The sequence below is a fragment of the Janthinobacterium sp. DSP2-3-3 genome (assembly GCF_049897325.1).
Taxonomy (GTDB): Bacteria; Pseudomonadota; Gammaproteobacteria; order Burkholderiales; family Burkholderiaceae_D; genus Janthinobacterium.
Genome location: NZ_JAFCWA010000002.1, coordinates 292,551 through 306,405, shown reverse-complemented (window position 1 = coordinate 306,405; position 13,855 = coordinate 292,551). Strand labels below are relative to the sequence as shown.

The following is a 13,855-nucleotide window of genomic DNA, read 5'->3' as shown; positions in this document are numbered from 1 at the left end:
GGCGTATCTTAGCATGCGTGCTCACAAGCATGAAGCCGTGTCATGCTTTGAACGTCCAATAGCGGCCGGCGAGCGTATCGACGGGGTCGAGAAAGCGCTGGTCCGCGCGCGCCTGGTTGCGTATCAAATAGAACATGTCGGACAGGGCCGAGCGCTTTTCCGCGAAATACGCGTGTTTCATGAAGCTGGTGTCCACCCCGGTGGCGTCGATGGTTTCCACGCCCGCCACGATCAGCATGCCGGCGCCGCTGTCGCCCGCGCGCGGGTAGCCGTGCACGGCTTTCGAGGCGGCCAGCGCCAGGTCTTGCGACGAAGCATACAGGGTCACGGGGTTACGCGCGCCGGCCAGTTTCGGCGCGATATCGTGTTGGAAGACGGCCGCGTCAATGTCGGGCGCGGACAGGATGATTTCCGTGATCTTTTGCGCCAGCTGCGGCTGCGTGGCCAGCAAGTCGGCCACGGCGCGCGCCAGCCCGCGGCTACCCATGCTGTGTCCCACCAGATACAGTTGCGCCGCCTCGGTGCTGGCGAGAAAGTCGGCCAGGAAGGCCGTGATATGGGGTGTGCTCCACTCGATATTGTTTTCATCGACGGTGTAGCCGACCAGGTCGCCCAGTGATGGCCAGCTGTAAAAGACGGGCGCGCCGTCAAAGCCCAGGTCGTAGGCCATTTGTCCCGTGCGCCGCGCCGCATCCTCGAAACTCACGTTATACCCATGCACAAAGACAAAGGCGCTCTTGGCGGCCGAGGCGCGTACTTGCGTCTTTAATGCCGCAAAAAAATGCTCGCGGTCTTGTACCTCGGCATCGAGCAGCACCACGTGCTTGGCCGGGTCGTCGCGAAATTCCAGGCGCCACAGCGACGGTGATTCCAGCTGGCCCATGCGGTGGTCGCGGGGGATGCTGATGTCGCAACTGCCATAGCTGAGCGGGCCATCGCCACCCAGGATATTGCGTTCGCTGCTGAAGCGCTGCGCCGGCGGCTTGCCCACGTCGCGCTGGCGGTCCGTGGCGAAATACACTTTCACGACGGCATAGTTCGAGACGATTACGCTTTTATCGGTCGGGGCGGGCACGCTTTCCACTTCGGGGAGCTGGGGCAAAGGCCGCTGCAGCGCGCCGAGCAAGCCTTGCGCGACAAACAGGGTTTCCATGTCGTCCGACACCTTTGCCGTGGACAGGGCGGCCGACAGGGCCAGTTGCAGCTGAGGCTGGTCAGGCTCGGCTTCCAGCGCGGCGATGGCGGCCAGGATGGCGGCGGCACTGTCGAACTTGGCGATGGCCAGCTTGAGCCTTTGAAAATGGCTGGCGACGGCCTCGGGCGCATGGCCGCGCGCGCCATGTCCGATGGCCGCCACGACGGCGGAAGTGATCAAGTCCATGCGCCACCTGCCTTTCAAGTCAATCTGGATTAAATGTCAACCCATATTGCCATAAAAGTACGCGCAAAGCGACTTGTCCAGCACCGCGCGCAGGCGGTGCGCGGCAGATCAATGTTGCTTGTCGTCGCTGAACTGCTGCGCCAGCGATTGCAATGGCGCCACCGTCAGGCCGCCGCGACTCACGTGTTCGGGGATGGCCACGCGCACGGGCTTGCTGTGCATATTGCTTGAGGACAGCACGTTCGTGGTGGTTTCCGGCGCCGCATTCCACACGGGATCGACGATGCCTTCGAACACATGTTTCAATTGCTCGCCCCAGGTGTCGCGGATCATGCGGAAATACTGGTTCTTTTCATCGATGGTGACGAAGCGCGTGACGGCCAGGCTACCTGTCTCGTAGACGAGCAAATCGAGCGGCAAGCCGACGGAAATGTTCGAGCGCAGGGTTGAATCCATGGAAATGAGCGCGCACTTGGCCGCTTCGTCCAGCCGCGTCGTCGGGTTGATGACCCGGTCGATGATGGGCTTGCCATATTTTGCTTCGCCGATTTGGAAGTACGTGTTTTCATCGTGCGATTCGATGAAATTACCGGCCGAATACACCTGGAACAATCGGCAGCGCTCGGCGCCTATCTGGCCACCGAGGATGATGCTGACATTGAAATCAATGCCGCACTCGGCCAGGGCCTTCGCTTCGCGCTGGTGCACGGTGCGCACGGCGTCACCCACGATACACGCCGCGTCGTACATGCTGGCCACGTTCCAGATGCTGCGGCCATCCGCATCCACGTGTTCGGAGACGATCTGGCGGATCGCCTGCGAGATTGACAGGTTGCCGGCCGTCATCAGGACCAGCATGCGGTCGCCCGGGTTCTCAAACACGCTCATCTTGCGGAAGGTGCCCACCTGGTCCACGCCGGCGTTGGTGCGGGAGTCGGACAGGAAGACCAGGCCTTCGTTGAGGCGCATGCCTATGCAATAAGTCATCGTCGTAAATCAAGTCAAAAGGGGAAGCATTCTACACCAGCCGGGCCATGCCACCTGCTGGCAAGGCCCGGCCAGCCTCATTTCTGCCGGCTTACACTGGCACGATCTGCACATCGACTCTCAATGTTTCCGTGCCGCCACCCTGGCGCACGCCGCGCACGGGCGCGGCCGAATCGTAGTCGCGCCCGATGGCCAGGCGGCAATACGCATCCGTCATCAGCCGCGCGTGCGTCACGTCGATGCTGACCCAGCCCGCGAAATCCGTGTCTTCCGTCCAGGCGTCGACCCAGGCGTGGCTGGCCGCGTGGCCCGTCGTGCCCGGATCGATGTAGCCGGACACATAACGGGCCGGGATGCCCCAGGCGTGGCAGCAGGCCAGGAACAGATGCGCATGGTCCTGGCACACGCCGCGCCCCAGGGCCAGGGCGTCGCCGGCCGTGGTGGTGACCATGGTGGCGCCGCTTTCATAGGCCACCTTGCCGACGATGTGCTCGGCCAGGCGCAGCAAATACCCGGTGCCCGCCGTCACGCGCCGATCCGGCAAGCTGGCGGCCGCCAGTTCCAGGATGGCCGGGTTGGCCTGCGTCAGGGACGTTGGCATGGTAAACAACAGCGGCGACAAGGTATCGATCAAGTTCAGCCGTCCCTTGTGCGGATAAATGGTTTCCACCACGCCATGCGCCACCAGGCTTAGCGATTGATGGCTGCCGTTAATCGTCAGCATGTGCGACAAATTGCCGTAAGCATCCGTGTAGGCATGGCACCGGCCCGGCGTGGTGATTTGCCAGGACAGGGCGCGCTGCTGCGGCTCGATACGCGGCGTCAGGTGCAGTTGCTGGATGGTGTAGGCCAGCGGCGCGCTGTAGGCGTAATGGGTTTCGTGGCGGATAGTAAGTTGCATCAGGCCGCCAAGGGAACGAGGAAGTCGCGGCTGACCCGGTTGCCCAGGTCATAAATGTTTTCCAGAAACTCGGTCAGGGTCAGGTGCAAGCCCGCCTTCATGATGTCGTCGATATGGCCAAATTTTAGCTCCGCATGCAGCTTGCCGGCAAACCTTTCCGTATCGGCCGAGACATCGTTGCGGACGTGTTTCAGGTTTTCCACCACGTCATCCATGCAGGCCAGCAAGGACCGTGGCATGTCGCCGCGCAGCATCAGCAATTCCGCCACCCGTGCCGGGGTGATCACGTCGCGGTAGACTTTGCGGTAGATTTCAAAGCCGGAAACGGAGCGCAGCAAGGCCGCCCAGTAGTAAAAGTCGCGCTGGGTGATGTCTTTCGACGTATCGCGCGCGCCGTGGAACTTCACGTCGAGGATGCGTGCCGTGTTGTCGGCCCGCTCCAGGAAGGTGCCGAGGCGGATGAAATGGATGGCTTCATCCTTGAGCATGGTGCCTAAAGTGACGCCGCGCGACAGATGCGAGCGGTACTTGACCCACTCGAAGAACTGGCTGGGGTCCGTTTCCAGTAAATTGCTTTTCAAACGCTTCTGCATGTCGAGCCAGGTGGCGTTCTGGATTTCCCACACTTCGGTCGTCAAAGTACCGCGCACGGCGCGGGCGTTTTCGCGCGCGCCCGTCAGGCAGGCGAAGATGGACGAGGGGTTGTTCGGGTCGCGCACCATGAAGTCGAGCACGTCGCGCGTGTGAAATTGACCATCGCGGCCATATTTGTGGTCGTACGCGCTTTGCAGCTCGGAAATGCCCAGGGTGGCGCGCCAGCCCTGCTCGGCGTCTTGCTCGGACTGGGGCAGCATCGACGTTTGCATGTTGACGTCGAGCATGCGCGCCGTGTTTTCCGCCCGCTCCGTGTAGCGGGCCATCCAGAACAAATGATCGGCGGTGCGGCTCAGCATGTTTTCTCTCCTGCAAAAGCGGATGTGGCTTCGAGTACCCAGGTATCCTTGGTGCCGCCGCCTTGCGAGGAATTGACCACCAGCGAGCCTTCGCCCAGAGCCACGCGGGTCAGGCCGCCCGGGACCATGGAAATCGTCTTGCCGGACAGCACAAACGGACGCAAATCGATGTGGCGCGGCGCGATGCCGGCCTCGACATACGTGGGGCAGGCGGACAGGGCGAGTGTCGGCTGGGCGATGTAGCCGGCGGGATTGGCCAGCAGGCGCTGGCGGAAATCCTCGATCTGCGCCCGGCTGGACGCCGGCCCCACCAGCATGCCATAGCCGCCCGCGCCATGCACTTCCTTGACCACCAGTTTCCCCAGGTTCGCCAGCACGTAGGACAAATCGGCCCCTTTGCGGCACTGATAGGTCGGCACGTTGTTGAGTATCGGCTCTTGCGACAGGTAGAATTTGATCATGTCGGGCACGAACGGGTAGATCGACTTGTCGTCGGCCACGCCCGTGCCGATGGCGTTCGCCAACGTCACCCGGCCGGCGCGATACACGGACAGCAGGCCCGGCACGCCCAGCGAGGAGTCGGAGCGGAAGGCCAGCGGGTCGAGGAAATCGTCATCGACCCGGCGGTAAATCACGTCAACGCGCTTGGGTCCGCGCGTGGTGCGCATGTAGACGGAATTGTCGTTGACAAACAAATCCTTGCCTTCGACCAGTTCCACGCCCATTTGTTGGGCTAAAAAGGCGTGTTCGAAGTAGGCGGAGTTGTACATGCCGGGCGTCATGACGACGACTGTCGGGTCATCCACGCCCATGGGCGCGACGGAGCGCAGGTTGTCGAGCAGCATGTCCGGATAATGGTCGACGGGCGCGATGCGGTTGCGGGCGAACAGTTCCGGGAACAGCCGCATCATCATCTTGCGGTCTTCCAGCATGTAGGACACGCCGGAAGGCACGCGCAGATTGTCTTCCAGCACATAGAATTCGCCCTGGCCCGCGCGCACGATATCGACACCGGCGATGTGCGCGTAAATGTCGGAGGCGACGGCAATGCCCTGCATTTCCGGGCGATACTGGGTATTCTTGTAGATTTGCTCGGCAGGGATGATGCCCGCCTTGATGATGTTTTGCTCATGATAAATATCATGGATGAACATGTTCAAGGCTTGCACGCGCTGCACCAGGCCCGTCTGCATCTGCGCCCATTCGGCGGCGGGGATGATGCGCGGGATGGTGTCGAACGGTATCAGACGTTCCGTGCCGGCATCGTCGCCGTAGACGGCAAACGTGATGCCGACGCGGCGAAACGTCAGATCGGCTTCGGCCCGCTTGCGGGCGATGGTCTCGGGGGATTGCTGCGCCAGCCAGTTGTCAAATTCACGATAGTGTTCACGTACCTTGCTGTCCGTACCCACTTCATCCGCAGTCATTTCATTGAAAAAATTTGCCATGTTGTGATTTCCCTTGAGCCGTGTCTACGTATAGCTCAGCAGGAAGCGTGCCAATGAGGTGCCAGCGAAAGTGTGTAAAAAACGACCATTTTTGTAGCGTCAATCCATCATCCGCACCGTTATGGTGCATTCGGTGTCAGTTCTTGGGGAGTTGGGCGCGAGGCGGCAAGAACGGCCGGCAATCGACGGCTTGACCTCAGCGGCGTCCAGCGTGCGTATCGAGACTGAAGAGTGGCATCACGGCGCGACAGTGCGCGGGAACGTCACTGTGAATACGGTGCCGACGGATTCGGATGAACTCACCGTGATCGTCGCGTCATGCACCCAAGCAGCTTCTTGGGCGATAAACAGGCCCAGACCCAGACTGGTGTTCGGTCGTGCATCCAGTTCAGCATCCAGGTTCAGTTGAACGAGCGGTTGGAAAATTGTTTTCAGTGCCTCCGGCGCGATGACCGGCCCGATGTTGCTTACCCTGACGACGATCGTCTCGGCAAGTCCCTCGGCTTCCAGCACCACCTCCTTGCCCTTGGTCGAATATTGCGCTGCATTGATCAAAAGATTGGTCGTCAACTGGTGCAGCCGCAGGCCGTCAAAGGCGCCGACCAGGCTACCGCTGGGCCGATAAATGATGGCGCTCGCAGGGTACATCGCGCGCGCGTCGGTCGCTGCTGCCTGAAATACCTCGTCCGCATCGATGCGCGTGCGCGAGGCTGGCAAGGTCGCTCCCATTTGCAGGCGCGTAAATCCGAGCAGGTCGGTCACCATCGCGCCCATCAGCATCGCGCTACGTTTGGCTTTTGTGGCAAGGCTGATCGCGTGTTCCGACATGCTCGCCTGCCGAGCCAACAAGTCCACCGCAGTTGTGATATTGGCTAAGGGCGCGCGCAGGTCATGGCTCAGTACGGCGACAAACAGATCTTTGGTGCGGTCTGCGCGTGCCGAATAGGTCACGATGGACTCGGCCAGCGCCTGGTCGATCGCTTCGTTAAACCGCACCATTTCATACGTACTCGTTGCCGACATCTGACTCACTTCCGGCAACCACAGACGCAAGACGGTTGCCCGCAGCGCTCGGAACTCCGAGCTAAGCTGCAGCAGCGAAAAATTGCTTGCGTGGCGCAGGCGACCGTGGATGGCGGCAGCGGTTTCTTCCTCGGCCGCAGGCATTGTGCTGCCCTGAGACTTATCGAATTGCTGCTGCTTGCTTTGGTTCGTTTCGATATCGAGTGCCACGGTACGCAGAATCGCCTCGGCGTGATCCCGGAGCGCCAGTTCGGACATCTGAGCGGAGTTCGGTTCGATTGTCCTCGCGAAGGCAGTCCACTCTGCAAGAATTTGCGGCATTTTGGCGTCAATAAATGCGGCGAGTTTCATTTGTTGTACTTTCATGTTGATTAAAGCCTGTGCTGGTCGCCACCAGACGGATGCAGCGCGATCTCCGCCGCGTAATGAGGGGGCTGCATAGGCTGGCGTTACTATTTTACGTCACTGTTATATCTCCCGTCGCGCCGACTTCAGCCATCGGCGCGCGTGGGGTCAGGCAGGTAGGGGACGAGAAGTACTGTGGCGCGTCCGCAGTCGATGCACGAGACGGCGCGTACCAGATGTGATGGGAACGGGCGTTATCTCGCGCGCATCAACGATGCGCGCGCCTTGCCTGGACAGGGGGGCGGAAGCGAGGGTTGCCTACGCAAAAAGCGGCGCGTGAGGACGCGCCGCCGTATCACGACTGTTACTGTAATAGCGGAAGTTCGATTTCGGCTTTCCGCGCTGCGATTGCCGCGCCCAAACCGTCTAGGTCAAGATTAGCTTTGCGTGCCTTGGGAAACATTTCGCCTTCCTCTTCACCTACGTGGTGCTCAATCTGCTCGGACAGTACCTTGACTTTGGCATCGTAGAGATCCTCGTCGGCATTCATCGAGAGTATCTGCGCAATCAGATCTTTCGCCGAGGCATGCTCGACCGTTGCTTCATCCATCAGATCGTCGTCGCCAGTCGCTTCGCGCACGGCCGGATAGAAAATTTCCTCTTCTGCCGTGGCGTGCTTGGTTAATTCCAGGCAGATTTGCGTCGCCAGCTTTTTCTTGCTCGCGCGTGAGCGGTCGCTGAGTCCTGCGTATTGCTCGAACAAGGCTTTGACGTTTTTGTGATCCTGTTCCAGAAGATCAATGGCGTCTACTTGTGTTGTGTTAGGGCTACGGCCTGTGGCGGCTGCTTCAGTTGATTTCGATGTCGTAGGCATGATGTCGATTCCTCGTAGTAATTTGGGCGCGCCGTGGCGCGCCCATGCAGGTCTTATTTCGAACGCGAACCCGAACCGGATTTATCCTTGTCTGCGGACGACGCGGATGAGCCAGAGCCAGAGCCAGAACGCGACGAGCCACCCTGGTTGCCAGCGCCCGACTGGCCGCCATCGGATTTTCCGCGCGAACCGCTGTCGCTTTGCTGATTACCATCGTTCTTGTGGCTCATCGCGCCGGCTTCGCGGGCTTCCTTGCTGGTAAATTCATGCGCGTTACCGGAAGCATGTGCGGCACGGCCGCCCTCGGCAGCGATTTCGCGCTGCTTTTCCGGGTCCATCGAGGCAAAGCCGCGGTTGCTCGTATCGCCGCTTTGCGACGAGTCCGATTTGCTGCCGCCTTGGTTCCCACTGCCGCCTTGCGACTGTTTGCTGGCGCTGGAACTGGCTTGCGATCCTTTGGAATTGCTGTCCGACTTGCTATTGCCGCCTCGATTGCCGCCTTGGTTTGATGCAGTCATAATGATCTCCAATGTGATTGAAAAATCTGGCTAAGGTTTCATCAGCCGATGATGCCGTTGCCTGAAACCATGGTAGGGCGTCTATGGTGCAATATCGTCAGGGTTTCGCCTACGCTTGCGTAGGAATGCCACTCGCCGATGAGTGGGAGAATGCAGTGGCGCGACTAGTATTGCTGAGGTAACTCGTCAATACTTGCTCTTGAAACATGCTCCACGCTCTCGCCTGTTGGCAGCTTATGGCGCGACGAGCAACATGCTATTGCTGGTCAGACGGGCGATCGCCTGCGACCATGCAGTCAGGGAAAAATTCTGTGGATCATCATGACCGTTCGCATAGCCCGTATCGAGCACGGCGTGGAAGGCAGGGATCAGCCACGTACCCTTGCGCACGCTGGCGGCGATGTACAGCAGGGCCAACCGCTCGTATTGCGCGGGCGTAAAGCCCGGATCTGGCGCCAGGCCGTCGTTGCCCTTGCCGCCGCCCGGTACGGAGTTGCGTGGCTGCACCAGCTCCACGTGCAGGAACAGGCCCGTCAGCGAAGGCTTATCCTTTTCCAGCTTGCTGGCGTAGCCGGGCGTGCCAAAGTCCCGCACTTGCAGCGAGCCGCCCAGGCGGTTCACATACACATGGCCTTTCGGACCGCCGCCCAGCGCCGGATTGCGCAGCGTAAAGTCATTGAAGTCCCAGCCGGCATCATTGATGTGCGCGGGAATGGAGTCCGCCAGGAAATTCGGGTAGCTGGTGTCGTGGATGACGAAATACCGCGCCATGGGCGCCGCCAGCCGGCCCACGGCGCGCGACAGCGGAGCGTCGACGGCGCCACCCACGTCGGCTTCGCTGATCGATTGCTCGGCCAGCCAGGCGCGCAGGCGGGCCGGGGCGATGCCCGTGCGCTGGCCGATGTGGGCGGCAAGAAAATCCGGCAGAGGCGCGCTGTCGCCCAAGCGCGCATACAGCTTGACGGGACGCAATAAACACGTGGCTTGTGCCCGCGCATCGCCCTTGAAGCCGCTTTTCCAGGCGGCATACGGGCAGGCGGCTTGCTTTTGGGCAGCAGCCGGCAGGGATAGGCTGAGCAAGAGCAGCAGGGCAGGGAGTCGTTTCATGCGGGCATTGTCGCCGAATCGGGCGTGCCGGCACAGGCGCGCACGAAAAAAAAAGCTGCCCCGTTCATGGGACAGCTTTGGCACAGGCTGGCGGAGGCTGAGTTAGAACGCCACGCTGCCCGACACGACGAAGGTGCGCGGCGCGGCCAGTACGAGGCTGCCGGCGTCGAACGAGGAGACAGCCGATGCCCAGTAGCTGCGGTCGGCCACGTTGTCGATGCGGGCGCGCAAGGTCACGTCATGGCCCGCCACTTGTGTCAGGTAGCGCGCGCCGACGTCGAGGCGCGTCCACGATGGCAATTGCTTGCTGTTGGCCAGGTCCGCATATTGCGTCGAGGTGTAGACGGTGCGGGCGTTCAGCGACAGACCAGTCGCGCCGGGCACATCCCATTCGCCGCCCACGCTGAGCTGTGTTTTTGGTGCGCCGATGGGGCGCTTGCCATTGTTGGCGGCCACGTTGGTCTTGCTTTGCTGCGCATCGAGCCAGGTCAAGCCGCCCAGCAGGCGCACGCCCTGCATCGGCGTGCCGAAAATCGACAATTCCAGGCCACGGTTGCGCTGCTCGCCAGCAAGTTCGGCCCGCGTGCCGACCACGGCTTGCAAGGGTTTGGCCGTCGTGAACAGGGCGGCGCTCATGCCTAGCTTGCCACCGTCATACTTGATGCCGATTTCTTTTTGCTTGGATTTGTATGGCGAGAATACCTCGCCCTTGTTGCTCAACGGCACGTAGTTCTTGCCATCAAAGTAGGTATCGCTGACAACCGGGCCCTTGACCAGCGCCTCGATGTAGTTGGCGTACAGCGACACGTTCTTGCTGGCCTTGAAGACGATGCCAGCCACGGGCGTCGTGGCGCTCTTGTCATAAGCCTTTCCTTGCAGCACCGAGGTGTTGTAGTCGTAGCCGGCATCCTTGATCTGCTGGCGGCGCAGGCCCACGGTCAGCAACAGCTGGTCGTCGAGGAAGGCCATGGTATCGGCCACGGCGTAGCTGCTGAGGATGGTTTTCTGGGTGATGCGCGGGTCGCTCATGATGCCGCCCGTATAGGGGGTTGCCGGCGCGGCCACATTGACGGGCGCGTAAATATTGGTGGCAAACGCGTCGCCGATGGCATACGCGTTCTTCGCTTCATTCCAGTGCCCGGACCAGCTGGCCACCAGGGTATGCCGGACGGCGCCCGTAGTGAGCTTGCCGCGAATGCCCAGTTCGCCCGTGCGGATTTCCTGCTTGCGCGCATTGTCGAAGCGCGACACATTGGAGTCGCCATTAACCGAGGTCAATGACGGCTCGGCCAGACTGTTGGCTTCCTTCGTCGAGCGGCTGCCGAACGCGGCCCAGGCCACCACATCCTTGGCGAGGTCCACTTCTGCGCGCGCCGTGCCGAACACATCGTGTTCCTTCGAATAGCTCCACGGCTGCGCGAAGTTCTTCGAGGCATCGGGCGCGCCAGGCAACACGGCTACGCTGCCAATGCCGACGGATGGACGGGGCGACGTCAGGTCGAAATTCTGGTAGCCGGCATCGGCCGACAAACGATAGCCGCGGCCGCGATAGTCGAGGCCCACCGAAAACATGCCCACGTCATGGTCTTCATGCTTGATGCCCGTCTCGCCCTGACGCTTGGCGGCATTCACGCGCACGCCAAATTCCTGGTTCTCGCCGAAGCGCCGCGCCACGTCGATGGCCGCGTAGGCGTGACCGCCCGATTCCACGCCCAGCGTCAGTTCCGTCAGCGGCGTGTTGCCGGCGCGCTTGGGCATCAGGTTGATGGCGCCGCCGATGCCGCTGCCGCCAGGCGCCGCGCCGTTCAGGAAGGCGCTGGCGCCGCGGAACACTTCCACGCGCTCGAGCAATTCCGGCGATACATATTGACGGGGCAGCACGCCGTACAGGCCGTTATACGCCACGTCATCGGAATCGAGGGCGAAGCCGCGGATCACATACACTTCTTGGAAATTGCCATAGCCGCGCGACATGCGCACGGCCGGATCGCTTTGCAGCAAGTCGCCCACGCTGCGTGCTTGCTGGTCGGCAATGAATTGCTGCGTGTAACTGGTGCTGCCGAATGGCGAGTCCATCATGTCCACGGAACCGAGAATGCCCATGCGTCCGCCGCGCGCCACCTGGCCACCCGCATAGGCTTTCGACAAGCCTTCCGCCGACGCATCGGCCGACGCATTCACGACTACCGTGGGCATGGTCTGCGCGTCGCCGGGCAACGCCGCAGCGGTGGTTTGGGCGTGGGCGGTGGTGCTGGCCAGCAGGAAGGCGGCCAGGGCGAAGGGGGTAGGGGCGAGGCGGAAGGTGCGCATGGTGTTGTTGGGATATTAATGAGAATGATTATCATTATATTCCAGCGCGGCGCTATGCGTGGGAAAGTGTGAGAATGTCATAAGAAAAGTCGCCATTTGTACAACAACTGGCGCGCCAGGCACTGGAATCCGGCGAAAAAAGGAGCGCCAGACGATACCTTGTGGATTTATTAATGCCTATCATCAAGTTTCGCTAGAATAGGCCATCGCGCCCGGCGCTCACAGGAAACCGCATGCCATTGCATTGCCATTTACAGTACGTACAGTCTGCCTCCACGCGCATGCGGCGGGGCTTGAGCTTGAAAGGCGCGGCCGTCGCGCTGATCCTGGCCATGCACGCGCTGGGCCTGTATTTCCTGCTGCTGCCGGCGCGGCAATTCAAGCAATACACGGAAGTCGCTTTCATGACCTTGCTGCCGCCCCGGCCAACGCCGCAGGCGCCGCCGATGGCCTTGCCGATGCCGATGCCGGCTCCCATGCCGCGCGCGCGGGCTACTGCGCCTTACGCCACGTATTCCGCCACACTCGCGCCACTTGCCATTGCGGTGGAAACCATCACCGTACCGGCCGAAGAATTGCCCGAAGCACCCGCCAGCGCACCGTCTGGCGCAGACTTGCGCACGCGCGCCCGGCTGGCCGCGGGCGCCGCCGATAAAGCCCTGCGTGGCGAGCTGAAGCAAGACCAGCCATGGCTGGCCGCTGCCGACCTGAAGAGCGAAAGCGCCTTCCAGAAACTGCTCACTTCCGCCTGGCGCGGCGGCCCCGTCATCCGCGTGGAGGAATACCTGACGGCCGATGGCCGGCCCGCCACGCGCGTCGTCAGTGCCGGCGGCGCCACGTGCTACGGCATGGATGCAAACCCGGGCGCGGGCGCCGACCCGTTCAAGACCGGCGGCAAGGTAAAGCGCGTGCCTTGCCCAGGCTAAATACCGTATCGACGGCAGGGTTTTAACGGCGATTCCGGAGCAGTCACCCCCGGCCGGGCACCAAATATGCTAAGTTGCGTCTGCGTTTGTTTCCCATTCCTTATGTCGACATGACCCAGGACGCCCATGCCCCCCGAACTCCTCATCCTCGCTCCCAGCCCTTCGGCTGCCGTCAATGCGCAGCTGGAACAGCAATATACCTGCCACCACGCCTGGCAAGTGCCGGCGGACGCGCGCCATGCCTGGCTGGCTGAACGCGCGCCCGCCATCCGCGCCGTCGTCACGACGGGTGCGCTGGGCTTGAACGCCACCGACATGGCCTTGCTGCCCGCGCTGGAAATCATCGCCGTGAATGGCGTCGGCCTCGATGGCGTGGCGCTCGACGAGGCGCGCGCGCGCGGCATCGCCGTCACTACCACGCCGAACGTGCTGACGGATGACGTGGCTGACGTGGCGTTGGCCTTGCTGCTGGCCAGCGCGCGACATATCGTGGCACTCGACCGTTTCGTGCGCGATGGCGGCTGGGAACGCCGCGAAGCCATCGCCCCCGCATCAAGCCTGCGCGGCAAGACGGCCGGCATCTTCGGCTTCGGCCAGATCGGACAAGCCATCGCGCTGCGCCTGGCCGTTTTCGGCGTCCAGGTGCGCTACTTCCAGCCCCGCGCCATCACGGGCACATCCGTGCCGCGCGCCGAATCCCTGCTGGCTCTGGCGCAGGAAAGCGATTATCTGATCGTCTGCGCGCCGGGCACGCCAGCCACGCGCAAGATCATCGACCTCAGCGTGCTCGACGCGCTTGGCCCGCAAGGCACCCTGATCAATATCGCCCGTGGCGCACTCATCGATGAAGACGCCATGATCGCCGCCTTGCAGGATGGTCACCTGGGCGCGGCCGGCCTCGACGTATTTGCGGACGAACCGCGCGTGCCGGCTGCCTTGCGCGCCTTGCCGAACGTGGTGCTGACGCCGCACGTGGGCAGCCTGACCGTGGAAACGCGGCACGCCATGGGCCAGCTGGTGCTGGATAATCTGCAAGCCCACTTTGCCGGCTTGCCGCTGCGCACGCCCGTGTCCTGACACTA

The 13,855-nt window shown here is 62.0% G+C and carries 12 protein-coding genes; 2 read left to right on the top strand and 10 right to left on the bottom strand.

Translation table 11 applies throughout. The features are described from left to right. Positions 1 to 40: 40 nt before the first annotated feature. From ACP7DE_RS05410 to ACP7DE_RS05365, 10 genes are all read right to left on the bottom strand, one after another. Positions 41 to 1,381, bottom strand: a complete 1,341-nt coding sequence (locus ACP7DE_RS05410) for an alpha/beta hydrolase (RefSeq protein ID WP_426071112.1) — start codon at positions 1,379 to 1,381, stop codon at positions 41 to 43. Positions 1,382 to 1,489: 108 nt separating this feature from the next. After that, complete coding sequence (locus tag ACP7DE_RS05405) at positions 1,490 to 2,368, bottom strand: peptidase (RefSeq protein WP_426071111.1); 879 nt, start codon at positions 2,366 to 2,368, stop codon at positions 1,490 to 1,492. Positions 2,369 to 2,459: 91 nt separating this feature from the next. Next, a complete protein-coding gene (locus tag ACP7DE_RS05400; protein WP_426071110.1) occupies positions 2,460 to 3,269 on the bottom strand; it encodes a transglutaminase family protein in 810 nt (269 codons plus the stop codon). Further along, positions 3,269 to 4,222 carry an alpha-E domain-containing protein gene (locus ACP7DE_RS05395; RefSeq protein ID WP_426071109.1) on the bottom strand — a complete coding sequence of 318 codons (954 nt, stop codon included), beginning with the start codon at positions 4,220 to 4,222 and terminating at the stop codon, positions 3,269 to 3,271. The genes ACP7DE_RS05400 and ACP7DE_RS05395 overlap by 1 nt, the downstream gene beginning before the upstream one ends. Further along, positions 4,216 to 5,670: a circularly permuted type 2 ATP-grasp protein gene (locus ACP7DE_RS05390; protein WP_426071108.1), complete on the bottom strand. Its 1,455-nt coding sequence runs from the start codon at positions 5,668 to 5,670 to the stop codon at positions 4,216 to 4,218. Before ACP7DE_RS05390 ends, ACP7DE_RS05395 begins: the two co-directional genes overlap by 7 nt. A 237-nt stretch (positions 5,671 to 5,907) precedes the next feature. Beyond that, on the bottom strand, positions 5,908 to 7,059 hold the full coding sequence (locus tag ACP7DE_RS05385; RefSeq protein ID WP_426071107.1) for a sensor histidine kinase: 1,152 nt from the start codon (positions 7,057 to 7,059) through the stop codon (positions 5,908 to 5,910). A gap of 343 nt (positions 7,060 to 7,402) precedes the next feature. Continuing rightward, entirely contained in the window at positions 7,403 to 7,912 is a 510-nt protein-coding gene (locus ACP7DE_RS05380) for a hemerythrin domain-containing protein (protein ID WP_426071106.1), read from the bottom strand. Between the two features lie 53 nt (positions 7,913 to 7,965). Then, positions 7,966 to 8,430 carry a KGG domain-containing protein gene (locus ACP7DE_RS05375; protein ID WP_426071105.1) on the bottom strand — a complete coding sequence of 155 codons (465 nt, stop codon included), beginning with the start codon at positions 8,428 to 8,430 and terminating at the stop codon, positions 7,966 to 7,968. A gap of 234 nt (positions 8,431 to 8,664) precedes the next feature. After that, positions 8,665 to 9,537, bottom strand: a complete 873-nt coding sequence (locus ACP7DE_RS05370) for a hypothetical protein (protein ID WP_426071104.1) — start codon at positions 9,535 to 9,537, stop codon at positions 8,665 to 8,667. 102 nt (positions 9,538 to 9,639) lie between these two features. Then, positions 9,640 to 11,847: a TonB-dependent receptor gene (locus tag ACP7DE_RS05365; protein WP_426071103.1), complete on the bottom strand. Its 2,208-nt coding sequence runs from the start codon at positions 11,845 to 11,847 to the stop codon at positions 9,640 to 9,642. A gap of 233 nt (positions 11,848 to 12,080) precedes the next feature. Between ACP7DE_RS05365 and ACP7DE_RS05360 the strand changes: the two genes are divergently transcribed. Both ACP7DE_RS05360 and ACP7DE_RS05355 read left to right on the top strand, forming a co-directional pair. After that, on the top strand, positions 12,081 to 12,773 hold the full coding sequence (locus tag ACP7DE_RS05360) for a hypothetical protein (protein WP_426071102.1): 693 nt from the start codon (positions 12,081 to 12,083) through the stop codon (positions 12,771 to 12,773). Positions 12,774 to 12,899: 126 nt separating this feature from the next. Continuing rightward, positions 12,900 to 13,850 carry a 2-hydroxyacid dehydrogenase gene (locus ACP7DE_RS05355; protein ID WP_426071101.1) on the top strand — a complete coding sequence of 317 codons (951 nt, stop codon included), beginning with the start codon at positions 12,900 to 12,902 and terminating at the stop codon, positions 13,848 to 13,850. The last annotated feature ends 5 nt before the right edge of the window (positions 13,851 to 13,855 follow it).